The organism is Candidatus Alistipes pullistercoris (genome assembly GCF_027665465.1).
GTDB lineage: Bacteria > Bacteroidota > Bacteroidia > Bacteroidales > Rikenellaceae > Alistipes_A > Alistipes_A hominis.
The window spans coordinates 51,718-73,824 of record NZ_JAQDED010000001.1 but is presented as its reverse complement, the minus strand read 5'-3'; the positions used below and the strand labels follow the sequence as shown (position 1 = coordinate 73,824).

Annotated in this window: 18 protein-coding genes; 8 read left to right on the top strand and 10 right to left on the bottom strand. The window is 57.6% G+C overall.

Features of this window, described 5'->3' with window-relative positions:
* Window positions 1–18 precede the first annotated feature (18 nt).
* Complete coding sequence (locus PGR91_RS00335; RefSeq protein WP_118657090.1) at window positions 19–1,983, top strand: hypothetical protein; 1,965 nt, start codon at window positions 19–21, stop codon at window positions 1,981–1,983.
* Between the two features lie 85 nt (window positions 1,984–2,068).
* Here PGR91_RS00335 and PGR91_RS00330 read toward each other — a convergent pair whose 3' ends face one another.
* From PGR91_RS00330 to PGR91_RS00305, 6 genes are all read right to left on the bottom strand, one after another.
* On the bottom strand, window positions 2,069–2,869 hold the full coding sequence (locus PGR91_RS00330; protein WP_118457739.1) for a TIGR02757 family protein: 801 nt from the start codon (window positions 2,867–2,869) through the stop codon (window positions 2,069–2,071).
* On the bottom strand, window positions 2,869–3,522 hold the full coding sequence (locus PGR91_RS00325) for an ABC transporter ATP-binding protein (RefSeq protein ID WP_055202215.1): 654 nt from the start codon (window positions 3,520–3,522) through the stop codon (window positions 2,869–2,871). The genes PGR91_RS00330 and PGR91_RS00325 overlap by 1 nt, the downstream gene beginning before the upstream one ends.
* Window positions 3,519–4,367 carry a dihydropteroate synthase gene (gene folP, locus PGR91_RS00320; protein WP_118657092.1) on the bottom strand — a complete coding sequence of 283 codons (849 nt, stop codon included), beginning with the start codon at window positions 4,365–4,367 and terminating at the stop codon, window positions 3,519–3,521. Before folP ends, PGR91_RS00325 begins: the two co-directional genes overlap by 4 nt.
* Complete coding sequence (coaE, locus tag PGR91_RS00315) at window positions 4,364–4,945, bottom strand: dephospho-CoA kinase (RefSeq protein ID WP_101571457.1); 582 nt, start codon at window positions 4,943–4,945, stop codon at window positions 4,364–4,366. The genes folP and coaE overlap by 4 nt, the downstream gene beginning before the upstream one ends.
* Window positions 4,938–5,348, bottom strand: coding sequence for a hypothetical protein (locus PGR91_RS00310; protein WP_118657094.1), 411 nt, complete (start codon window positions 5,346–5,348; stop codon window positions 4,938–4,940). The genes coaE and PGR91_RS00310 overlap by 8 nt, the downstream gene beginning before the upstream one ends.
* A gap of 160 nt (window positions 5,349–5,508) precedes the next feature.
* On the bottom strand, window positions 5,509–6,150 hold the full coding sequence (locus tag PGR91_RS00305) for an OmpH family outer membrane protein (protein ID WP_055202209.1): 642 nt from the start codon (window positions 6,148–6,150) through the stop codon (window positions 5,509–5,511).
* Window positions 6,151–6,322: 172 nt separating this feature from the next.
* On the opposite strand from PGR91_RS00305, the gene ruvA reads away from it, so the two are divergent.
* The 7 genes from ruvA (at window position 6,323) to PGR91_RS00270 (ending at window position 13,987) form a co-directional block, all read left to right on the top strand.
* On the top strand, window positions 6,323–6,910 hold the full coding sequence (ruvA, locus tag PGR91_RS00300; protein WP_118657096.1) for a Holliday junction branch migration protein RuvA: 588 nt from the start codon (window positions 6,323–6,325) through the stop codon (window positions 6,908–6,910).
* Between the two features lie 225 nt (window positions 6,911–7,135).
* Window positions 7,136–9,364: an inorganic phosphate transporter gene (locus tag PGR91_RS00295; RefSeq protein WP_118657098.1), complete on the top strand. Its 2,229-nt coding sequence runs from the start codon at window positions 7,136–7,138 to the stop codon at window positions 9,362–9,364.
* A gap of 152 nt (window positions 9,365–9,516) precedes the next feature.
* Window positions 9,517–10,038, top strand: a complete 522-nt coding sequence (locus tag PGR91_RS00290; RefSeq protein ID WP_118457731.1) for an FKBP-type peptidyl-prolyl cis-trans isomerase — start codon at window positions 9,517–9,519, stop codon at window positions 10,036–10,038.
* Window positions 10,035–11,423 carry a DUF6359 domain-containing protein gene (locus PGR91_RS00285; protein WP_101571451.1) on the top strand — a complete coding sequence of 463 codons (1,389 nt, stop codon included), beginning with the start codon at window positions 10,035–10,037 and terminating at the stop codon, window positions 11,421–11,423. Before PGR91_RS00290 ends, PGR91_RS00285 begins: the two co-directional genes overlap by 4 nt.
* Before the next feature lie 62 nt (window positions 11,424–11,485).
* Complete coding sequence (locus PGR91_RS00280) at window positions 11,486–12,205, top strand: tRNA1(Val) (adenine(37)-N6)-methyltransferase (RefSeq protein WP_118457727.1); 720 nt, start codon at window positions 11,486–11,488, stop codon at window positions 12,203–12,205.
* Between the two features lie 72 nt (window positions 12,206–12,277).
* Window positions 12,278–13,300, top strand: a complete 1,023-nt coding sequence (locus PGR91_RS00275; RefSeq protein ID WP_101571449.1) for a DUF4831 family protein — start codon at window positions 12,278–12,280, stop codon at window positions 13,298–13,300.
* 9 nt (window positions 13,301–13,309) lie between these two features.
* Window positions 13,310–13,987, top strand: a complete 678-nt coding sequence (locus tag PGR91_RS00270) for a DNA alkylation repair protein (protein WP_118657100.1) — start codon at window positions 13,310–13,312, stop codon at window positions 13,985–13,987.
* Between the two features lies 1 nt (window position 13,988).
* On the opposite strand, the gene PGR91_RS00265 is transcribed toward PGR91_RS00270, so the two are convergent.
* The 4 genes from PGR91_RS00265 to purL all read right to left on the bottom strand — a co-directional run bounded on the left by PGR91_RS00265 (window position 13,989) and on the right by purL (window position 22,084).
* Window positions 13,989–14,645 carry a LolA family protein gene (locus PGR91_RS00265; protein ID WP_118657102.1) on the bottom strand — a complete coding sequence of 219 codons (657 nt, stop codon included), beginning with the start codon at window positions 14,643–14,645 and terminating at the stop codon, window positions 13,989–13,991.
* 85 nt (window positions 14,646–14,730) lie between these two features.
* Window positions 14,731–17,547 carry an FtsK/SpoIIIE family DNA translocase gene (locus PGR91_RS00260; RefSeq protein ID WP_101571443.1) on the bottom strand — a complete coding sequence of 939 codons (2,817 nt, stop codon included), beginning with the start codon at window positions 17,545–17,547 and terminating at the stop codon, window positions 14,731–14,733.
* Window positions 17,548–17,601: 54 nt separating this feature from the next.
* The gene (gene murI, locus PGR91_RS00255) at window positions 17,602–18,387 is read right to left on the bottom strand and encodes a glutamate racemase (RefSeq protein WP_118657104.1); all 786 of its coding nucleotides are present in this window, start codon (window positions 18,385–18,387) and stop codon (window positions 17,602–17,604) included.
* A complete protein-coding gene (purL, locus tag PGR91_RS00250; RefSeq protein ID WP_118657106.1) occupies window positions 18,380–22,084 on the bottom strand; it encodes a phosphoribosylformylglycinamidine synthase in 3,705 nt (1,234 codons plus the stop codon). The genes murI and purL overlap by 8 nt, the downstream gene beginning before the upstream one ends.
* Between the last annotated feature and the right edge of the window lie 23 nt (window positions 22,085–22,107).

Here is a 22,107-nt window from a genome sequence, read left to right as displayed (position 1 = left end):
CAAAACTTAAATAAAAAGATGAAGTTACTACGTTTTACATGCCTGTTTTTAGGCGCGGTTGCCGTTTTTGACGGCGCTTCGGGCGCGGTCGTCCGGCAGGATAATTCGCAGGTACCGGGCATTCATGCGATTGGAAACGGCGGTCTGTGCGTCTATGGACAGGGCGCCGATATCCTGCAACTGTTCGGTCCGCCTTACTCTTCTCCCGGTTTTTTCACGATGAATCTGCAGGGAGATTACCGGGTCGATCTGCAACGCGAGCCTCGGACGGCCGTTTGGCACAGCCTGATTACCGACGGTGGGGCGGAAGTAGCCCGTCAGACCGATTTCGTAACCGTCGGCAGCGATGGTTTCGTCCGCCGTATTCATGCGCAGCGTCCGTTCAGTTACCGGATCACCGTCAGGATGGAAGATCGGTATGCTCCGTATGAGGAGCTGATAACGGTCAGGGAGGATATGTCGGCCGCGGAATTAAAGAATGCGAACCGGCGTTACCGGATCGGCATCGCTCCCGGCGTTCCTTTTTACAGCAGTTATAAAGCCCCTTCGGGTTATCTGTACGAGGTGTTTACGACCGGTTCGGCGACGCTCGTCCCGGGAGCGGGCGGCGATAAAAGTTGGGTGCTGAACGTGACTCCGGGCGACGGAGCCTTGTACGTAGTTGCCGGACCGAACGAACGCCGGCTTGCCGAAAACAGCGCGGCGATCGCTTCCGCATCGCCCGAATCGTTGCAGAAGGCGAGTGCGAAAAGCTGGAAGAAATATGCGGCGAAGCAGCACCGGTTCAAAGCGTCGAACCTGCCGGACGACCGCCGCGACGAATTTTTCCGGGCCGTGGACGACATCGGCGTGCTGATCAAGAGCCAGCAAGGACGCGAAGGCGGCGTACTGGCCGGGATCGTTTACCACATGGGCTACGTGCGCGATCAGTACGGGGTTTCGCGGGCGCTGTTGGCGCTGGGACACAGCGAAGAGGCCCGCGGCATTTTGGAGTTCTACCATAACATATGGAAGGCTTACGGATATATCCAGAATGCGCAGGCGATCGGTTATCCCGGAATTTTCCACCGTCACGAAAACGACGAGACCGAGATTACCGGTTATCTGGTCGTGCAGGCGTTCGATTATTTCCGGAAAACGAACGATGCGGCGTTCCTCGAACGAATTCTTCCGATGCTCGAGTGGGCGACCCAGGCGCAGCAACGCAACCTGATCGACGGTATGCTGCCGTTCAACGGCGACGAGACTTACATTGCCGGCGGCGTCGTGCCGCGCAAGGTGATGTACCACGGTTCGGCCGAGGCGACGCTGCTGTTTATCGAAGGGAGTTCGCGGTTGCTGGATTTCGTCCGTACGCGGTCGCTGTGGAACGAAGACCGGATCGCCGCGCTCGAACGCGACGTACGGCAATGCAGCGATCGTTACCGCGATAATTTTTACCGGGACGGCAAGCTGTTCATCAACAATCCGCAGCGCGAGGCGAAGGTCAGCTATCCGGCTACGCGTCCCGGCGTTTGCCTGCACCCCGATCATTTCGATTACTTTACCGAGACCTACCATTTCAAAGGGTGTCTTTATTTCTGCGAGGATTGCATGCGCAAAGACAACAGCCGGGTCGAACTGCCGCCCGTAGAGCGTTTCAGTATTCCGTCCGCCTACCTTTTCCCGATCTACATCAATGCGCAGCTCCTTTCCGATTCCGAGAAACGGGCTTTGCTCGACGAGGTGGTCGCGCTTTACCGGAAGACCGGGAAAATCTCGTCGCAGGACCGGATACTGGGCTACGATTTCGGCATGTTCCTATATGCGCTGGCCGACTGCGGGGATCCGCTCGCTGCAGATGTTTACGACCGGATGATGGCCCTGCGCGACGATTCGGGCGCATGGGTCGAATATTATGTCGATGGACAGCCGAGCGGCTGTCGGTGTCGGCCGTGGGAGAGCGGCATCAATATCGAGGCGGCGATCAAATACGCCCGGTAGATGCCTCGGCATGTCCGGATCGAACGAAGGCTTCTTCGTAAGGAGAAGCCTTTGTTATTTTGCGAACCCGGGGCGCATCGGGGAATCAGCGGATTTTTGCGCCGGTCGGCGGCAGCTCGTCCGACGACCGGTTCACTCCGACTCCGAACAGGGCGAAATCGTACCGGACGGGGTCGTCCGGATCGAGCCGCCGCAGCGAGCCGGTGATCTCTTCGACCGCTTTCCAGTCGTTTTGCCGTCGGGTGAGTAGGCCCAGCGCACGGCCGGTATTGCCGGTGTGGACGTCGAGCGGCAAGTAGAGCGCCGAGGGCGGGATCGTCCGCCACAGTCCGAAATCAACGCCGCGACTGTCGCTGCGCACCATCCATTTGAGAAACATGTTCAACCGTTTGCAGGCCGCGCCCTTGTCGATGCTGGAGAGGTGCTTTTCGCAGCGCGTCGGATGATCGCTTTCCCAGAACGTCGTGCGGAACCGCGACAGTACCGTGCGCAGATCGCCCGTGGCGGCGTATGTCTGTTCGAAATAGCCGCCGAGACTTCCGTAGCGGCTGCATAGTCGGCGCAGGGCGCGAATAAAGGCGATGCAGTCCGCTCCGTTGAACGTGCGGTGAACGAAGTTCAGCAGCGCGTTCAGTTCCTGTTCCGACGCATGGACGGTGAAATCGTACGGAGCGTCGTCCATCAGGCGCATCAGCCGGCCGGCATTGCGAACGATCGATTTGCGGTTGCCCCATGCGATCGTGGCGGCCAGAAAACCGCTGATCTCGATGTCCTCCCTGCGTTCGAAGCGGTGAGGAACGGAGATCGGGTCGTCCGCAATGAAGTCGGGCGCGTTGTAGCGGTCGTGCAGGCCGTCGAGCAGCTCTTTGAGTTCGTCGTGTTCCATCAGGGGCGAATCAGTCCGTCGATCATCTGGATTTTGCGGTCGGACATTTCGGCCAATTGTTCGTCGTGCGTCACGATGACGACCGTTTGCCCGAACGTATCGCGCAGCGTGAAGAACAGTTTGTGGATCTCTTCCTTATTTTTGGTGTCGAGGTTGCCGGACGGCTCGTCGGCCAGCAGTACGGCGGGCGAGTTGATCAGTGCGCGGGCGATGGCTACGCGTTGCTGTTCGCCCCCCGACAGTTCGGCGGGTTTATGGGTCAGACGGTGTTCCATGGCCAGCATCCCGAGCAGTTCGGCGGCCCGTTTTTCGACTTCGTGCCGTTCGCGTCCGGCGATGTAGCCCGGAATACACACGTTCTCGAACGCGGAAAACTCGGGCAGCAGGTGGTGGAACTGGAATACGAAGCCGATCTTCGTGTTGCGGAATTTCGAGATGTTCTTGTCCGACAGCGTATGCACGGCTACGCCGTCGATCTCGATCTCGCCGGAAGTGGGCCGGCTCAGCGTGCCGAGGATTTGCAGCAGCGTCGTTTTGCCGGCGCCGCTCGGCCCGACGATCGAAACGACTTCCCCTTTGTCGATCGACAGGTCGATTCCTTTGAGCACTTCGAGCGCACCGAAACTTTTGTGTATATCTTTGGTTTTTATCATGGTTTTGCGGTATTTGCAGCGGTAAAACGGTCCCACAGCGCGATGACCTGCGCGGCTTCGCGAACGTCGTGCACCCGCAGGATCGAGGCTCCCTGGCGCAGGCATTCCCAGTGCAGCGCGGAGGTGCCGGTCAGCGCGTCGTCCGGCGTCGTGTCGAGCGTCCGGTAGATCATCGATTTGCGCGAGATGCCGGCTAAAAACGGAAGCCCCGTGTCGCGGAATGTTTCGCCCATCCGGCCGAGCAGCATGAAATTCTGATCGACGGTTTTTGAAAAACCGAATCCCGGATCGAGCACGATCTGTTCGACTCCGGCGCTGCGCAGCGTTTCGGTTTTTGCTGCGAAGTAACCGCGTATTTCGCCGATCAGATCGTCGTAGTGCGTCCGGCTCTGCATGTTCTGCGGCGTGCCGCGCATGTGCATGGCAATGAACGGCACCCGGTAACGGGCGGCTACGCCGGCGATTTCCGGTTCGGCTTCCGCGCCCGTGATGTCGTTGACGATACACGGGCCGAAGTTTTCGAGCGTTTTTTCCATTACGCCGGCCCGGAAAGTGTCGATCGACACGGCGGTGTCGGGAAATTTTTTGCGGATGATCTCCAACGCCGAGGCGAGTCTGCGGAACTCCTCCCGAGGGGAGACGTCGTCCGCTCCCGGACGCGACGAATACCCGCCGACGTCCAGAATGGCGGCGCCTTCCGATACGGCCTGCCGCACCCGGCGTTCGATCGCATCCGCTTCCTGAGTCCGGCTGCCGCTGAAAAACGAATCCGGCGTCACGTTGACGATCGCCATGACGACGGGGTTTTCAAGGCTGATTTCGATTTTTCCTACGGTCAGTTTCATAATTGGCCGAATAATTCGTGCAATTTCAATACCTGGGGGATGACCAGCGTGCGGTCGTCCGAAACGATCACGTGGTCGGCCCGCGCGATGCGTTCTTCTTCGCTGAGCTGGGCCGCGATCCGCGCCCGCACGGACGCTTCGTCCGTTCCGTCGCGCCGGCAGGTACGCCGGATACGCAGCGCTTCCGGCGCAGTCACTTCGACCGTGGCGTCCATTAGCCGGTCGGCGCCGCTTTCGAACAGCACGGCGGCTTCCTGGATGACGTAATGACCCGTTTGCCGTCCGGCCCATCGCATGAAATCGACCGCGACGGCCGGATGGACGATCCGGTTCAGCCGCTCCCGCAGGAGGCAGTTGCCGAAAATTTGCGCGGCGACCGCCCGCCTGTCCAGGACTCCGTCCCGGTAAGCGGCGCTGCCGAGCAATTCCCGGATTTTTCCGATGACGGCCGGGTCGGTGTTCATCAGCCGCCTGGCTTCGGTGTCCGAGTCGTACACCGGAACCCCCAGCAACGAAAAGAGGCGGCAAACCGTGCTTTTTCCGCTTCCGATCCCTCCGGTTATACCGACCTTAATCATCGCTTCGTTTTGGAAATTCGATTTCGACCGGAGCGGCCACCGATTTGATTTTCAAGTCGGTGATCTGGGACGAAATGGTGTTTTGCAACCAGAACGGCGAGATATCGTACAGGCCCGAGGCCGTCGTCGACGGCGTTACCGCGATGTTGTCCGACGAGATGAACACTCCGTTTTTACGCGGAGCGATCTTGTGCAGCAAGATCTGGTATCCTGATCCTTCCACCTGACACCGCACCGAATAATAGACGCTGTCGATGCGGACGGGGATGTTGATATTGGCCGTATAGGAGTGACTGAGCTTGGTCACGTACCACAAGATCAGCGATAATCCCAGTAGCATGAAGAATACCGGGTTGCTGAGCCTGCGTGCGGTGACTTTCAGGTATAAGGTGAATTTATGCATTTCCCACGTTCGGTTTCTTTGCAAAATAAAGGAAAATTCGGGGAATAAAAAAATATCCGTCCGTCCTTGTCCGAAAACCGAAAGAGAAGCGAGATAGGGTATAGGAAGACAAAAAGGCTTCGCATCGCGAAGCCTTTTGTCGTATATTCAAGGAAACGGTTTATTTGTCGAGCGACAGTTTTTCGCTGTTTTTGTTGGTTTTGCCTTCCGCGGCGTATTTTTTGTTCAGTCCTTCCAGAACGATTTGCGTGATGTCCAGCGACGGGTCGGCGTTCATGACCGGGCCGCCCGAAGTCGTGCTGAGAATGATTTTGAAACGGTAGTCGCTGTTGAATTCCTTCAGGTATTCGGTGATGTTGTAGTGGATTTTGTTCAGCATGACCTGTTCCTGTTCGGCCAATTCGTTCATCACTTTGTCGCGGTGCTGAACGAACGACTGCTGTTTTTTCTCCAGATTTTCCTGCATGGTCATCGCTTCCGAACGGGTGACCAGCCCTTTGTCGATCTTGTTCTGGTAATCTTTCAGGTCGGATTCGAGGCTGCGCCCTTTCGAGGTGAGTTCCGCATCCGCTTTTTTGGCTTTGGCTTCGTATTCGGCGCGCAGGTCGAGGTACATGTCGTACTTGCTGATCAGCGAATCGACGTTGAAGTAAGCGATGGTCCCGCTCGATGCCGCTGCTGCAGCGTCGCTTTCCGTGGTTTCTGCGGCAGGTTTCGTTTCGCCGCCGGCCGGGGCTTGGTTTTTGTTGCAGCCTACAGTCGTCAGGGCGACCGCAGCGAGAATTAACAGGATCTTTTTCATGTCAGATTTTAAAAATGTGTTTTATAAAATTCGGTTTTGTTTCGTGCTTGCGGATTTTCCGTACCTGTTCGAATCCGTTTGACAGAGCGTGTTTTTCCGCCGATTATTGCGCAAATATATTAATTATTTCTTTTCATTTGCTTATTTTTGCAGGTAAATATGGTAGCGTATTATGTATGAATACATCACGGGTCGGATCGAGACGCTGACTCCGGCGTCGGTCGTCGTGGAAGCTGCGGGCGTCGGGTATTTTTTGAATATCTCGTTGCAGACTTTTTCGCAGATCGGTTCCCGGACAGAGGTGAAACTGTATACCCATTTTGCGGTGCGTGAGGACGCGCAGGTGCTTTACGGCTTTTTCAGCCGCGCCGAACGCGATATTTTCCGGTCGTTGATCGGCGTTTCGGGAGTCGGGGGCAATACGGCCCGGATGATCCTCTCTTCGTTTACGGCCGAGGAGGTCTGCACGATCGTCGCGACCGGACAGGCCGACGTGCTGAAGACCGTCAAGGGACTCGGTCTGAAAACCGCGCAGAAAATCATCGTGGAATTGCGGGATAAGATCGGCGCGGGCAGCGCTGCCGCGACTTACGTTCCGGTGCAGGGTGCGGCGGGGGAGACTTTCTCCGAGGCGGTGGCCGCGCTGACGATGCTCGGATTTACGCGGCAGGCGACCGAGAAGGCGTTGCGGGCTATTCAGCAGGAATCTCCGGCGGCTTCGGTCGAGGAACTGGTGCGGCTTGCGTTGAAGCGTTTGTGACGCCGGCCGCGGGACGCGGAACGCGGCGACGGAAAGATCGTTCCGTTTTTGCGGCCGGATCGATTTTTTTTACGGAAAATTACGGCAATCCGGCAAATTATTCTATTTTTGTTGCCAAATTCGTGGCATATGTCTATGCTTTCTGACAGTAATGGTTTGTTTTTTAGGGTTTTCGGCAGAAAGCCCCGGCGCTGTTACATGAAAATCGAATAAACATACTATCATATGGATTTATACCTGATCATCGTCATCATTATGCTTGCTCTGGCAGTCTCGGGACTGGTTGTGGGAGTCGCTAACGATGCGGTGAATTTTCTAAATTCGGCCCTGGGTTCCAAGGCCGCACCCCGTTATGTGATCATGACGGTGGCTTCGGTCGGAATCATCGTCGGAGCCATCACTTCGAACGGGATGATGGAAGTCGCCCGCAGCGGCGTTTTCCATCCGGAGATGTTTACATTCGCCGAGGTCATGCTGCTGTTCCTGGCGGTGATGTTCACCAACGTGATCCTGCTGGATATTTTCAATACGCTGGGAATGCCTACTTCTACTACCGTGTCGCTGGTGTTCGGGCTGCTGGGAGCCGCCGTAGGGATCAGTATCTTCAAAATAGCGAACGATGCGCTGGTGACGCTGCCCGACGGTTCGCTGGCCACGATGGCCGACATGATCAATACGGGCAATGCGATGGCGATTATCGGCGGAATCCTGATTTCGGTGGTAATCGCTTTTGTTTGCGGTACGGTCGTGATGTACATCACGCGGCTGATCTTTTCGTTCCGTTACCAGTCGAAACTGAAGTCGTACGGAGCCGTCTGGTGCGGGATCGCTCTGACGGCTATTTCGTATTTCGCCGTTTTCAAAGGGTTGAAAGGGACGCAGGTCATTCCCGCCGACTGGATGAGCTGGATGGAAGGGCATATACCGATGATGCTCGGCGGGCTGCTGGTCGGCTGGAGCTTGATTATGTCGATTCTCAGTATGCTGAAGGTGAATATCCTGCGGATCACCGTGCTGGCGGGCACGTTTTCGCTGGCGCTCGCTTTCGCCGGCAACGACCTGGTGAACTTCATCGGGGTGTTTGTCGCCGGAGTCGACGCTTACGACATCGTCCGGACGACCGGGGATACGAATATGCTGATGGGCGGATTGAACGATCCGGTCGTCGCCAACCTGCTGATCCTGTTCCTTTCGGGAGCGGTCATGGTCGTTACGCTGTGGTTCTCGAAAAAGGCCCAGAGCGTTTCCGACACCGAGATCAATCTGGCGCGCCAGGATGTAGGCGTAGAGCGTTTCGGTTCGACCTCTGCGTCGCGGGCGATCGTCCGCGCCACGATCAACTGCAATAAGAATTACGAGAAATATACGCCCGAGCGGATTCAGCGTTTCATCGCGAGCCGTTTCGTCCCGGTCGCCAATGCCAAGGACAAAGCGCCTTTCGATCTGATCCGGGCGACGGTGAACCTGACGGTCGCCTCGCTGCTGATCTCGATGGCTACGTCGTTGCAACTGCCGCTTTCGACTACTTACGTGACCTTTATGGTGGCGATGGGTAGTTCGCTTTCCGACCGGGCCTGGGGGCGGGAGAGTGCCGTGTACCGGATTACCGGGGTGTTGACCGTGATTGCCGGATGGTTCTTTACGGCATTGGTGGCCTTCACGGTCTCTTTTGCCGTTGCCGTTTTGCTGATGTGGGGCGGGGTGTTCGCCGTGGCTGGACTCAGCGTGCTGTGCTGTTATCTGATGATCCGGAGTACGAAGGCGCATAACCGGAAGTTGAAACGCGAAGCCGAAAAGCAGGCCGAACATAAGGCCGTTACCGACGAAAGTTCGATCGTGGATCGCAGCGTGCGGGAGATTACCGAAATGATGAACAAGGTGACGACGATCTACAACCAGACGCTGATCGGTTTGTTCAACGAAGACCGTAAGCTGCTCAAAAACATGGTTCGCGAATCGGAGGCGCTCTATCAGGTCGCGCACGAACGGAAACACGAAGTGCTGCCGACGCTGCTCGAGTTGCAGGAGAACTATGTCGAAACGGGGCATTATTACGTGCAGATCGCCGACTACCTCGACGAGGTAGCCAAGGCGCTGGTGCATATCACCCGGCCGAGTTTCGACCATATCAATAACAACCACGAGGGATTCCGCGTCGATCAGTTGGAAGATCTCAAACGGGTCAACAATCAGGTAAGCCGGATTTATCTGCATATCAACGAAATGCTGCGAACCAGCCATTTCGAGGAGTTGGACGAAATCCTGCGGATGCGCGACGAACTGTTCGATACGCTCGCTGCGGCGATCAAGAGCCAGATTAAGCGCGTGAAGGCGAAAGCCTCGACCACGCGCAGCAGCATCCTCTACCTGACCATCATCAACGAAACCAAGACGATGGTGCTCCAGAGCCGGAACTTGTTGAAAGCGCAGAAGTATTTCGTGATGAAAAAATAGGCGGCGTCCGGTTTTTTTGCAAAAGATTTCCGCCAACGGGCAATATTTCGGGCCGGACGCAGTTTGATATAATAGCGGGAGGGGCGTGTTGTTTTTGGAGGAAATTAGTCGTAGATTTGTAACCGGTTAGAGTTGCGGCAGTGAAACGAATTTTGTACATATTGGTTCTGGCGGCTGCTTTCGGCGGGTGTAAGGACGACGAGACCTACCTCGATAAGCAGCGTACTTCTTTCGAGAGTTATCTTTCGAGGATGGATTTTTCCTATACGACGCCCAACGGCGTTTACCGGTATGTGGCTAATGCGGATCGGGAGGGGTATGACCGGGAGGTGCCGGTCGAATACGGCGATTCGGTCAGTTTCGATTTCGCCGCCTACTTGTTTTCTTCGTCGATCGGCGCGCTCTACTACACCAACGTGAAAGAGTGGATTCCTGCGAAGGACCTGGAGGTGCTCAATCCGGAGTACTGGGACTTCTCGACGCGGCGGATCAAGCTGGGCAGCGCTTCGCTCGTCAAAGGTCTCGAATACGGCCTGGTGAATAGCCGTCAGAACGATTCGCTGTTGCTGTTCATGACTTCCGACCTGGTTTACGGAACCGAGAACATGGGAGTCGTGAATCCCGATCAGCCGGTCGTGTGGGCGGTAAAAATTAAAAAAGTAGTGAAACCATGATAAAAGTTATTCGGGCGATCCTGTCTGTTTTTATCGTTGCCGTGTCGGTCGCTTCCTGCGCGAAACAGCCTTCCGACGATTTGGGGGGCAGGCAACAGCTCGCCTTCGAGGAATGGATGAAATATTACGGCGACGGAGCCGTCAAACAGTCGACGGGTATTTATACTAAAAAGCTGGATTCCTTGCCCGGTAACGTGATCAGGCATCCGCAGGAAGGCAACTGGATACGGGTAAACTATACGGGGCGGATCCTCAATACGGGAAATATATTCGTTACGCGCGACAGCGCTACGGCGCAGTTGCAGGGCACTTTTCAATATTATACGCATTACGTGCCCGAATATTTCCAGTTTAAGAGCGATAACGGTTCCGTGCCGAGCGGCATGTTGTACGCGCTCGGCGAGATGAATGCGGGGGACGTCGTCCGTGCCTATATTCCTTACGGATTGGCGTACGGGACTTCGGGGACGTCGTTCGGTTCGGGCTACGAAGGCCAGGTCGCTTCCGTTCCCGGGAGCACGCCGATCATTATGGATATGGAACTGCTCGAAATTGTCGCCGATCCGGTGATTGCCGAAAACGAGTTGGTGCAGGATTTCGCTTATAACGAATGGGGCAAGACGATCGAAGATACGGTGAGGGCCAACATTTACCGCCGGACGTTGAGTTTGGGCAAGGATACGGCTACCGTAAAAGCGGATACGACGGTCAGCGTGTATTACGTGGGACGTTTTATGGACGGTTTCGTTTTCGATACGAATATAGAGGATACGGCCAGAAAGTATAATATTTACAGCTCTTCGAACCGTTACGATTCGATCACCGTGAATACCGGCGGAACGGATACGACCTATGTGAAGGGTTTCTACCATGCGATCGTCGGGATGAAATTCGGGGAAACGGCGCAGACCGTCTTTACGTCGGCCTACGGTTACGGTTCCACGTTGCAGAGTCCCGAGAACGAGACCTGGATCAATCCCTATACGCCGCTGATGTTTACGATTATGGTGATTCCGCCCAATGGGGACGGTACGGCCTACCATCCGTACAGCATCAAAGGGGTGAAAGCGCTGACCAAGGACGAGGATGACGTGTGGATCACGGGTTACGTGGTCGGTGCGGTTGACGGCGCCAGCGTCGAGACGGGAGCCGTCTATTCCGATACGGTCAAGGTCAAAACCAATATCCTGCTGTCCGATATCCGTACTCCGGACGACGCTTCGCGGGTCGTGGCCGTCGAATTGCCCGAAGGAACGATCCGGGATAAGCTGAACCTGGTGGACAATGAGGCCATATACCGAAAAAAAATCGTCGTTCGCGGAAATATAAGGCAGTATCTCGGACAGACCGGTCTGGTCGATGTGACGCAGTATGTCAAAAAATAGGACGATATAAGAACGGACGGAGGGGGAAGGAAAGCGGTTTTCTTCCCCTTTTCCGTAGGGTTATGGCAAACGATTACTTCTCTTTCAAACGGTTTACGGTGTGGCAGCGCCGCGCTGCGATGCGGGTCGGAACCGACGGAGTGTTGCTCGGCGCCTGGTTCGATCCGGGCGGAGACGGCGCGCGGATGCTGGATGTGGGCACCGGTACCGGCGTGATCGCGCTGATGGCGGCCCAGCGGAATCCGTCGGCGCGGATCGACGCCGTCGAAATCGATGCCGGCAGTTGTGCGGATGCCGCGGAAAATTTCGCCGGGTCGCCCTGGGCGGAACGCCTGGCTCTTTTCGGTGAGTCTTTCGTGTCCTTTTGCGGGCACGCTACGCGGAAATACGATCGGATAGTCTCCAATCCGCCTTATTTCGTCGGTTCGCTGAAGTGTCCCGATCCGGGACGTACCCGGGCGCGGCATACCGATTCGCTGCCCCATCCGGAATTGCTGGCCGGAGCGGCCGGGCTGTTGACCGAAAAGGGATGCCTGAGCGTCGTGCTGCCGGCGGACGGAGCGGATGCGTTTACCGGGCAGGCGGCCCGATACGGCCTGTTTCCGGCACGGACGCTTGCCGTTTGCCCGGTGCCGGGGACGGTGCCGAAACGGATGCTGATCGAATTCCGGACATTCCGGGGGGGCGTCGAAACGGAAGTGCTGGCGATTGCGCCGGAAGGCGGAACGGGTTATACGGACCGGTACCGGGCGCTGACCGGAGATTTTTATCTGAAAATGTGAGCGTTTTTCGAAATATAGTGTATTTTTGTTCGTACCGTTTCGGCGAGAATAGCGAATTAAAAACGATAGATTATGAAAAAAGTGTTGGTTTTAGGTGCGTTGTGCGCCCTGGTAACGGGGGCTTCGGCACAGGTTAAAGCTTATAAGGCGGATCAGATGACGAATCCCAACTCGGTGGCTTATGCGCTGCCGCGCACGGTGGTCAAAGTGCGTGTCGTTGCGGAAAAAGAGAGCGTGCGCGTCGGCCCGTATGCCCGGTTCGCTCAGAAATACCTCGGCGTGATCGCTCCGCTGGCCGATAAGGATATCTATACGATCAAGAGTGCGACGCTTTGCGGCGTTCAGGAGGCCGATCCGGCGGAAGTGTACGCGCTGGACAATCCGGACAAAAGTCCGGTGCGGATTTACGATCCGACTCCCGAAGGATTCGTTGCGGCCCCGCTGGACGGCGTGGAACCGGCCGGCATCGCCGGCCCGATACGTAAGGGAGTCCGGATGCGGGGCGCCGGCCCGGATGTGATTTCCTATGTCGAATGCGATACCGCTTTTCTGAAGGTGCCGATCGACAAGCAGAGCACGGTCGAGAAAAGCGCCGAATCGATGGCGGCGGATGCGGCTAACATGATCTTTTCGTTGCGCCGGCATCGGCTCGATCTGGTGACCGGTGAAGCCGGCGAGAATGTGTTCGGCGGCGGTTTGAAGGCGGCTCTGGACGAGATCAGCCGCCTGGAACAGGAATATTTGGCTTTGTTCCTCGGTAAACAGTACCGACAGACGGTCGCGAGGGAATACAATGCGCTTCCGTCGAAAGACGAAAATACTTTGGTCGTATGCCGCTTCTCCGATACGGCGGGTCTGTTGCCCGACAACGACCTTTCGGGCCGTCCGATCACGCTGGAAATGACCCCTGAGAAAAAGGCCGAGGCCTCTCCGCTGGCGAACCGGAACAAGGAGATCAAGGGCGGAGTCTTTTACCGCATAGCCGATATGGTGAACTGCCGGCTGACCGATGGGAACCGTCAGATCGCCCAGGCACGGATGCCGATCTATCAGTTCGGGGTGGTGGTACAGGTGCCGGTTACGGCCGTTAAATAGGGTTCCCGAATGAACGATACCGCATTGATGATCCGCTTGTTGGGACGCCTGAAAAAAGAGATGAACGGCGCTGTGGCGGAAGCGATGCAACGCAGGGGACTGAATTATCCGTTGAATTACGGGGTTTCGGTTCCGACGATCCGAAGCATTGCCGGGGAGTACGGTACGTCGCACTCCCTGGCGATGCTTTTATACCGTCAGCAGGTGCGCGAGTTGAAATTGGCTGCCGCTTTCGTCGACGATCCGCAGCAAGTTACGCCGGATCAGATGCGGTTGTGGGCGGACGGGTTCGCGAATACCGAATTGGTCGAGCAGGTGGTGTATAATCTGTTCCGCAAGGCGCCCGGCGCGGAGCGGGTTGCGCTTGAGTGGCTCGACTCCCCGAAGCCGTTGTTGCGTTACGCCGGTTTGCTGACGGCCGCTTCGACGGTGCGTCCGGAGATGGAACAGACGATGAGACAGGCGTTTTTCGACCGGATCGACCAGCTCGTTTTTCGGGAAATCGACAGCCCCGCCGTCGTGCGCGGGATTGTGACGGCCTTACGGCAGTTGGCCCGTACCGGCCCGTCGATGCGTCGAATGGTGGAAGACCGGATCGCCGTTTACGGAGCGGCTGCGGAAAGCCTGCCGCAACAGGTCGCCGAAGAACTCCGGTGGCAGTTGGAATATCTCGATCCGGTCGGGTAAATTATCTGAAGTCGATTATTTCGACGTCCTTGTATTTCTTTTTGTCGAATGTAAATTGATCGGGCGCGACAGCGATGTCGGGCGTGATCTTGCTGATTTTGATTTCGACGGTACCAGCGCCGTCCGTATCGTAATCGATACCGACGGGCAGTCCGCTTTGCGGATCGAGTAGCAATCGGATCGACCGGTAGCCTGCGCCCTTGGTTCTCGGCGTCAGTTCCACCCGTTCCGCCGTTCGTCCGCCGACCGCGACGCTTCCTTTATAGGCGTTATCGAAATCCTGTTCGTCCATCTTGAAAAAACGGGAAGGGTTCGACAGGAGCGAATGGTCGTTCGGGTCGGGCTTTTCGATCGTCACCTCGTCTTCGTTGCTGTTGTAGGTGTATAGCAGCTTGCCGTCGCAGAACAGTTCGTAATCGTTTACATGGACGTAATAGCGGTCGCCGCTGACGACGATCCGTCCGGCTACGTCGCTGAACTCGTTCTCCATGCTGGCCGTAAAGAGTATTTCGTACGCTTTGCCGGAAGCGATCTTGTCGGACAGCGTGCGGATCAGTTTCGCGGATTTCTCGTCGGCATGTGCCGTGGTGAGCGTGAAAACGAGCAGCAGCGGCAGGATGATTCTGCGGAGCAGGCTGGATCGGTCGTGTGGTTTCATAACGGAAAAATCAGGTTTGAACTCTCTTCGAAAGCAACGGAATCGGTCGGTTCCGTTGCTCTTTTGTAAAAACGCGTTTCTGCGATTAAAAATTATCGAGCGACTTGAAAATATGTTCCAGCGACAGAATGTCCTGGATCAGTACTTCGCGCGGTTTGCTGCCTTCGGCTTTGCCGACGATGCCGGCCATTTCGAGTTGATCCATCAGTCGGCCGGCGCGGTTGTATCCGATTGAGAAACGCCGCTGGATCGACGAGGTGGACCCCTGCTGGTTCTGTACCACGAAACGGGCGACGTCTTCGAACATCGCGTCCAGTTGCGACAGGTCGTTCGGTTTGCTGCCTGCGGCTCCTGTGTCTCCGCCTCCTTCCGGCGTGTATTCCGGCAGTTCGTAAGCGCCTACGTATCCGCGCTGTCCGGCGATGAATTCGGTGATCCGTTCGATCTCGGGCGTATCGACGAACGCGCATTGTACGCGTATCAGGTCGTTGCCGGTCGAAACCAGCATGTCTCCGCGCCCGATCAGTTGGTTGGCTCCCGGCTGGTCGATGATCGTCCGCGAATCGACCATCGACGTGACCCGGAAAGCGATCCGCGCCGGGAAGTTGGCTTTGATTACGCCGGTGATGATGTTGGTCGTCGGTCGCTGCGTGGCGATCACCAGGTGGATGCCGACGGCCCGCGCCAACTGCGCGATCCGGGCGATCGGCGTTTCGATTTCGCGCCCGGCGGTCATGATCAGGTCGGCGAACTCGTCGATGATTACGACGATGTAGGGCAGGAAGCGGTGTCCCTTGTTCGGGTTCAGCTTTCGGTGGATGAATTTGTCGTTGTATTCGGTGATCTTACGCACCTCGGCGGCCCGCAGCAGGTTGTAACGGGCGTCCATCTCGATGCAGAGCGAATTGAGCGTATAGATCACCTTGTGCGTATCGGTGATGATCGCGTCCTCTTCGCCGGGCATTTTCGCCAGGAAATGACGTTCCAGCTTCGAATAGAGCGTCAGTTCCACCTTCTTCGGATCGACCAGCACCAGCTTCAGTTCCGACGGATGTTTCTTGTACAGCAGCGACGTGATGATCGCGTTCAATCCGACCGATTTGCCCTGTCCGGTCGCGCCGGCTACCAGCAGGTGCGGCATTTTGGCCAGGTCGATGACGAACGTTTCGTCCTGAATCGTTTTGCCGAGCACCACCGGGATGTCGTAGTCCGATTCCTGGAACTTCACCGATTTGATGATCGAGTACATCGAGACGATCTTCTTGTCTTTGTTCGGCACTTCGATGCCGATCGTTCCCTTGCCCGGGATCGGCGCGATGATCCGGATGCCGAGCGCGGCGAGACTCTGCGCGATATCGTCCTCGAGGTTCTTGATTTTCGAAATACGAACGCCGGGAGCCTGTACGATCTCATACAGCGTGACCGTCGGCCCGACCGTCGCTTTGATCTTGTCGATCTTGATCCCGAAATTTTCGAGCGTTTCTTTGATCCGGTTTTTGTTTTCGACGATCTCTTCGCTCGTTACGCTGACTTCGACGCTGTGGTCTTCGAGCAGTTCGATCGGCGGGCGCTGGTACGACGATAGGTCGAGCGTCGGGTCGTACAGCGCGCTTTCGATCTCCTCGTCGCTGAGGCTTTCGTCTCCCGGCAGCCGTTCGACCGTCAGATCGCGTCGTTCCTCGATATCGAGCCCGTCCGGAACGGCCGCGACGAACGCGTCGTCTTTCGCCTCGGCGCCGGAAGTCTCGGGGGTCTCGGCGGTATATGCGGGAGCGGATTGGAACTGCTGCGTTTCCTGAGCCGGCGGGCAGGCGGTCTCCGTTGCCGAAACCGGCGGTTCGGGATACGTATAGGTATCCGTTCCGATGTCCGTTTTGCCGGTCGCGGGAGCGGGCGTTTCTTCGGCTTCATCCCCGCTGGCATACTGGATAACGAATCCGTCTTCGTCTTTTTCCGGCGGCGGTGGCGCCGTTTTGGCGTTCATGTCCGTGATGACGAACCCTGCGTCGTCCACTTCGACTTTCCCGGTGCGCGCCGGTCGGGGTTCTTCTTCCGGCAGAGCCGGCGCTCCGGAACGGTCGACGATCGTAAATCCGTTGTCGTCGATCAACTCGCCCGGATAGAGCGGGGGATCGTCGTCGGCCGAACGCACGATGAACGGATCGTCGTCGTCGATCTCTTTTTTCCCTTTTTTGCTTTTGGTTTCCGGTTTCGCGTCGTCGGTCTGTTTGGCTTCGTGGCTGAGGATGCCGGCCGCGGTCGTTGATACGGCTTCGCCGACTTTACGCCCGTTGTCGACGATCCCTTTGCCGACGCGGTTGATCATCGAGATGGTGTTGCGGTTGATGTAGATGGCATACAGAACGATCGACAACAACAACAACAACCCGGTTCCGATCGTTCCGATCACCGATACCAGCCATTCGGCGATCGAAATGCCGTGCCGTCCGCCCAGTCCGGTGCCGAACACTTCCCAATTGCCCCGGAAAAGGAATCCGAGCGTCAGCGACCCGAGGATCATCAGGATCAGCGTCAGCCGCACCGATTTACGCAGCATCGCCGGTCGGAACCGCATGATCCGCAGCGAAAAGATGATCAGCACGGCCGGAATGCACAGCCCGAACAGCCCGAATCCGTCCGCTACGACGGTTTTGGCCAGGACGGCTCCGAGTTTCCCGCCCCAGTTTTGCACCCGAGCTTCGTTGACGGTTTCTTTGGAAGACATGAATACATGGGTCCAGTCCGTTACCGACTGGTCGTCCTTCCAGAAAAAGAAGAACGACAGCACCGATACCGCCAGGAACAGCGCGAAAAACAGCAAGGCGAATCCGTAGATCCACCGCTTCGTGTCGCTCATGCCCTTGACTTCCGGTTGTTTTGCCGCGTTTTTTTTAACTGCCATAGTTGCAACCCGTTTTCAGGTTTTTATTATCCGCGCCGGATGCTCCGGCGTTTTTTAATCGATGTCCATCGTCCGTACCTGCTCGCTTTTGGCGATCAACCGCTGCCGGTACGTTTCGTCGGCGCTGGTCATAAAATCGTACTGCGGGGTATGCTCCGGCTCCGCCTGCAGGTCGAATCGCCGCAGCAGGGCCTCGGCCTGCCGTTCGATCGCCGCCGCCGGATTCACCAGGTCGACCCGCCGTTCCCCGATTACCCGGCGCATGGCCGCCGCCAGGAAAGGGTAGTGCGTGCAGCCGAGTACGATTTGGTCGGCTCCGGCATCGAGCATCGGGCGGAGCAGTTTGTCGACCCGTGCCAGCGCTTCGGGCGTTTGCTCGCGGTTGCTTTCGACCAGTTCGACGAAACCTTCCCCGACCTGCGTCAGGATTTTCACCCGGTCGGCATAGCGTTGCGACGTTTCGCGGAACAGACGGCCGTTCAGCGTCGCCGCCGTCGCCAGAATTCCGATCACTCCGCTGCGCGATGCCATCGCCGCCGGCTTTACGGCCGGTTCGAGCCCGACCAGCGGCAGCGCGTAGTTCCGCCTCAGGTGATCGATCGCCATCGCCGTCGCGGCGTTGCAGGCGACGACGATCAGTTTGACGCCTCGGTCGATCAGCCGCCTGACGGCCAGATCGACGTAAGCGGTCACCTCTTCGCGGTTTTTGTCTCCGTACGGACAGTTTTTCCCGTCGCCGTAGTAGATCAGCGATTCGTGCGGCAGTTTCCGGTAAAGCTCCCTCCACACGGTCAATCCGCCCAATCCCGAGTCGAAAACCCCGATCGGTGCGTTATTCATTGCGCGTCTCTCCTTTTTTACGTTCGATCCACCGGCGTGCGTTGACGAATGCCTCGATCCACGGCGTCACTTCGTCTTCGGTGCGCTCTTCCGGATAGTATGCCCAGTTCCACGGGCGTATCGCCCGTTCCAGGTGCGGCATGATCGCCAGGTGACGGCCGTCGACCGAACAGATGGCGGCCGCGTTGTAATCGCTGCCGTTCGGGTTGGCCGGATACTCGGGATAAAGGTAGCGCACCGGGATGTTGTAGCAGCTCTCTTCGTACGGCAGCCGGAATTTTCCTTCGCCGTGCGCTACCCAGATACCCAGCCGGCTACCCGACAGCGATTTCAGCATTACCGAGTCGTTCGGTTCGATCTGTACGCCGAGGAAGGCCGACTCGAACTTGTGCGAGTCGTTGTGCAGCATTTGGGGTTTTTCCTCGTGCGCCGGCGTGATCAGCCCCAGTTCGACCATCAACTGGCAGCCGTTGCAGACGCCGAGCGACAGTGTGTCGGGACGCGCGAAGAACTTGTCCAGCGCTTTTTTCGCCTTTTCGTTGTACAGGAACGCTCCGGCCCAGCCTTTGGCCGATCCGAGTACGTCCGAGTTCGAGAATCCGCCGGTAAATACGATCAGGTTCACGTCTTCGAGCGTTTCGCGCCCTGCGATCAAGTCGGTCATATGCACGTCTTTTACGTCCATACCGGCCAGGTGCATGCACCATGCCATTTCGCGGTCGCCGTTGATCCCTTTTTCGCGGATGATGGCGGCCCGGATGCCCGACGGTTTGCGGCGGCTCGCTTCGAGTTCCCACTGCGACAGTTTCCCGGTGAAGTTTTCCGGGAATTTATAGACGAGTTCCTGGTTCTTGTAGTTTGCAAAACGCTGCGCCGCTTTCTGCGGGCCGCTCTGACGGCGGTCGAGCAGGTACGAGGTCTTGAACCATGTGTCGCGCAGATCATTCACCAGCAGCGACATTTCCAGTCCGTCGTGCATGAACGCGAACCGGCGCTCCTGGTTGACGTCCCCGATTACATAGGCGTCGACGCCGGCGAATTTCAAGTCTTCGCAGACCTCCACGCCGTTTTCGACCTGCAGCACCAGCGCCGGTTTTTCGCTGAACAACAACCGTACGATGTCGCGTTCGCCGAGCGCCGCGAAACTCAGATCCATGCCGCTCGTGTTATCCGCAAAGGTCATTTCGAGCAGCGCCGTGATCAGACCGCCGGCCGATACGTCGTGTCCGGCCAGCACCTTGTCTTCGGCGATCAGACCTTGTACCGCCGCGAACGCTTTCGAGAAATAATCGGCGGACTGTACGGTCGGCACTTCCATGCCGACGCTGCCGAGCGTTTGCGCCAGGCTGCTGCCGCCCAGACCAAAAGCCGAGCGGCTCATATCGACATATACCAATTGGCTGCGTCGGTGTTTCAGCGCCGGCGATACCGCTTTTTTGACATCGGATACTTCGGCCGCCGACGTGATGATCACCGTACCGGGCGCGTATACCAGTTCGCCGTCGCGGTATTTCTGCGTCATCGACAGCGAATCCTTGCCGGTCGGAATGTTGATTCCGAGCGCCAGCGCGTAGTCGCTGGCCGCTTGTACGGCCGAATAGAGCCGCGCGTCCTCGCCCGGATTCTTGCACGGCCACATCCAGTTTGCGCTCAGCGATACCGACGACAGCCCGCCGTCGATCGGCGCGAACACGATGTTGGTCAGCGCTTCGGTGATCGCCAGCACCGATCCTTTCGGCGCATTGGCCAGCGCCGCCGCCGGAGCGTGCCCGAGCGCCGTGGCGATGCCGTGCGTTCCCTGGTAGTCGAGCGCTACTACCGCGCAGTCGTTCAGCGGAAGCTGGATGCTGCCGGCGGTCTGCTGCATCGCGATCCGGCCGGTCACCGACCGGTCGACCTTGTTGGTCAGCCAGTCCTTGCAGGCTACGGCTTCGAGCTGCAGCACGTTTTCGAGGTATTTCACCAGGTTGCCGGCCCGGTATGCCGGCTCTTCGAACGTTTCTTCGACCGTGCGGTCGTTCAGCACCGTGCGCGGCGCCTTGCCGAACATGTCTTCCAACTTCAGGTCGATCGGTTTTTCGCCGGTTTTATGGTTGACGAACGTGAACTGCATGTCGCCGGTCGCTTCGCCGATTACGTAGAACGGGGCGCGTTCGCGTTCCGCGATGCGGCGCAGTTTCCCGATGTGTTCTTCCTTCATCACGAGTCCCATGCGTTCCTGCGATTCGTTGCCGACGATCTCTTTGGCGCTGAGCGTGGGGTCGCCGATCGGCAGTTGATCCATGTCGATTCGGCCGCCGGTCGCTTCGACCAATTCGCTCAGGCAGTTCAGGTGGCCGCCCGCGCCGTGGTCGTGGATCGAGATGACCGGGTTCATCTCCTCTTCCGATACGGCCCGGATCGCATTGTAAACCCGTTTCTGCATCTCCGGGTTCGAACGCTGCACGGCGTTCAGCTCGATCGCTCCGGCGTATTCGCCGGTTGCCACCGACGAAACGGCTCCGCCGCCCATGCCGATGCGGTAGTTGTCGCCGCCGAGCAGCACGACCTTGTCGCCCGCGTGCGGTTCGTCCTTGATGCTGTCCTGTTTGCGGCCGTAGCCTACGCCGCCGGCCTGCATGATGACTTTGTCGAATCCGTATTTCTTGCCGTTCTCGAAGTGTTCGAATGTTTGCAGGCTGCCGCAGATCAGCGGCTGCCCGAATTTATTGCCGAAATCCGACGCGCCGTTCGACGCTTTGATCAGGATGTCTTCGGGGGTCTGGTACAGCCACTCGCGGGCTTCGGTCTGCTTTTCCCATTCGCGTCCGCCGTCCAGCCGCGGGTAAGCCGTCATGTAAACGGCCGTTCCGGCTACCGGGAACGCCCCCTTGCCGCCGGCGATCCGGTCGCGGATCTCGCCGCCGGTTCCGGTCGCCGCGCCGTTGAACGGCTCGACGGTCGTCGGGAAGTTGTGCGTTTCGGCCTTGATCGAAATGACGCTCTCGAACTCCTTGATCTCGAAATAGTCCGACGTGTCGTGGGTCGCAGGGGCGAACTGTTCGGCCTTCGGGCCTTGTAGGAAGGCGCAGTTGTCTTTGTAGGCCGAAACGACGCGGCCGGGGTGCTCGTTCGTGGTTTTGCGGATCAGCCCGAAAAGGGTCGTGTCCTTCTCCTCGCCGTCGATGACGAATTGTCCGTTGAAAATCTTGTGGCGACAGTGTTCCGAGTTGACCTGCGAGAAACCGAATACCTCGCTATCGGTCAGCTTACGCCCTACGCGCCGGCTGACGTCCTCCAGGTAGGCGATCTCTTCTTCGCTGAGCGCCAGCCCTTCCTGTTTGTTGTAAGCGGCGATGTCGTCGATGTAAACTACCGGATCGGGCTGCTTGCTGATCGTGAATACCTGCTGGTCGATCGTATGGTATTTCCGCTTCAGCATCGGGTCGAACGCGGCGTTTTCGTCCTGCGCTTCGTCGAATTCCTCAATCCGCAGGATGCCGTGCAGGCCCATGTTCTGCGTGATTTCGACGGCGTTGGTACTCCACGGCGTAATCATTTCGCGGCGCGGGCCGATGAAAATACCTTCGAGGCTTTCGGCCCCGAGGTGTTCGGCTCCGCCGAAAAGCCATTGCAGCCGGGATATCTCTTCCGCAGAAAATTCCGTCGTCGCCTGAACGGCATATACGGTATCGTCTTTCTTGAAAAACAGGATCATCGTTATAGGGTTTAATGTTTATT